This window comes from Streptomyces sp. NPDC006655 (assembly GCF_040703965.1).
GTDB lineage: Bacteria > Actinomycetota > Actinomycetes > Streptomycetales > Streptomycetaceae > Streptomyces.
Window position 1 is genome coordinate 1 of sequence record NZ_JBEYJU010000240.1, and the last position, 1,882, is coordinate 1,882.

At 68.9% G+C, this 1,882-nt stretch carries 2 protein-coding genes; both read right to left on the reverse strand.

The genetic code is table 11. The features are described from left to right. Nucleotides 1–147 precede the first annotated feature (147 nt). Nucleotides 148–573 carry a hypothetical protein gene (locus AB0958_RS45010; RefSeq protein WP_366896275.1) on the reverse strand — a complete coding sequence of 142 codons (426 nt, stop codon included), beginning with the start codon at nt 571–573 and terminating at the stop codon, nt 148–150. A gap of 205 nt (nt 574–778) precedes the next feature. Further along, nucleotides 779–1,585, reverse strand: coding sequence for a hypothetical protein (locus AB0958_RS45015; RefSeq protein WP_366896276.1), 807 nt, complete (start codon nt 1,583–1,585; stop codon nt 779–781). Nucleotides 1,586–1,882 lie beyond the last annotated feature (297 nt).

The window sequence follows — 1,882 nt, forward strand, 5'->3', positions numbered from 1 at the left end:
GCCGACGGCACCGGCCGACGAAGGAGGCCGGGGCCGGCGAGCACGCACCGGGCCACCAACACAGCCGCCCCGCCAGGGGCGTCCGCTACCGCCGCCGAAACGACGGCGGCCCCGCCCCCGAACACACGGGGCGGGGCGGCCTGGCTGTTACGCGGCGCGGAGCTTGGCGAGCGCGGCGTCGTCGGGCTGGGGCACGAGTACGTCGTACTCGGAGGGGTCGTACCACTTCTTCTGGATCTCAAGGCCGGTGTCGGTCTTGAAGTAGATCGCGATCAGCGGGTAGGTCTCCCACTCGGTGACCCGGTGGAGGCCGCCCTGCGGGTCCTGGATGACGTCGCCCTTGCCGAGCATGATCGCGGTCTTCGGGTACGTGGTGATCTCCTGCTGATCGCTGGGCTCCGGCTGAACCTCGTTCATGCGGGGGCAGGAGGACCGGCCATTGTCCAGCTTGACCGTCAGGTTCCCGTCCTGGGCGTGAACGCCCTCGACGGTGCCCCGGTCTCCGGGGTGGGCGGTGGTGCCGAGGAATTCGACCTTCGCCGTGAACTCGACCCTCTGACCGACGGTGTACATCTTCGCTCCCTGCTGTTGAAGGTTTGGGGCTGTCGTCCGGGGGACTGCCACCCCCTTCCGACATCACTAATTCTGCCTTATTTAGGGGTGGAAGTCCAACCCGAACACCCCTCCCGGGAAGTGACCTACACCACATCCATCCGCAGGTCACGACCGGTTTCCGGCTCACCCTGGTCCGCCGCTCCGGAGCGGCGGACCCTCCTCGCTATCGGGTGACCAACTCGTCGATGACCTCGGTGAAGTGGAAAGCGCACACTCGGTGTGCCGTGCGGCATCCGTCCTGCTGCGACCAGGGGTCGGCCTCGATCGCGACCGGCGCGGGCAGGGTGCAGCGGCGGTACTGGCACCCTCCGGGCCGTCCGGCCTTGGCAAGGTCGATGACGCGGTACGCCCCCAGCTCGAACTGCGAGAGGTCGAAACCGAAAGCGTGGTCCCTGACGGTGGCCAGGTAGTCGGCTCGCCGCTTGGCCTCGGCGCGCTCGCGCTCTGCGGCCTCGGCCTCAGCCTTGGCGATGGCGTCGGCCAGGGTCTGCGCTGACGGGGCCTGGCGGCCGGCCACAGTGTGGGCCTCCAGGACCGTCCGGGTGCGGCTGGTGAGCGATTCGTCGCTCTCCCACGGCTCCCGTACCGGCAGCACCCGGCCGTGGGCTCCGTTCCACCGGTCCACCAGGTAGTTCAGGGCGATCTGCGGGGTGCGGACCTCGGCGACGAATTCCAGGTCGTTCAGCATGACGTCGTCCCACCATTCGACGTGGGTCCGGCGGCCGTCGCTGATGAAACAGCCGAGAAAGCTGTCCGTGTCGGCGAAGTAGACGTTCCCGCCGACGATGTCGCCGTGGTACCCGCATTCCGCCTGGAGCACTTCAATGATCCAGGCGTAATGGCGGAGTTCGCCGACGGGCATGGGGACCACCGTGAGCGGGACGTCGCGCCCCTCGGCAACCTGCGGTCCGCGAGCGTGGAACGCGACGACTCCGCCGGTGCGGTATCCGGAGAGGGTGCTGGTTCCCATGTCGCGCTCCTTGGTGTTGAAGGTTTGGGGCTGTCGTCCGGGGGCTGCCCCCCCCTTCCGACATCACTAATTCTGCCTTATTTGAGGGTGGAAGTCCAACCCGAACACCCCTCCGGGGGAGTGACCTGCATCACATCTATCCGCAGGTCAGGACCGGCCTCGCACCCGCACCCGTCCGGCGGCCTCCGCCACAACCCACCCCGGCGGGGGCTCCCCTCGGTCGGTCGGGCAGCGCACGCCGCACCGCCGGTTCTGCGGGGGCTGCCAGGCTCGCGCTTGCGCGACCGCGAAGCGGCC

Coding starts and splice junctions, on each gene's coding strand:
- AB0958_RS45010 (WP_366896275.1), bottom strand. CDS start 573: ATGTACACCGTCGGTCAGAGGGTCGAGTTCACGGCGAAGGTCGAATTC.
- AB0958_RS45015 (WP_366896276.1), bottom strand. CDS start 1,585: ATGGGAACCAGCACCCTCTCCGGATACCGCACCGGCGGAGTCGTCGCG.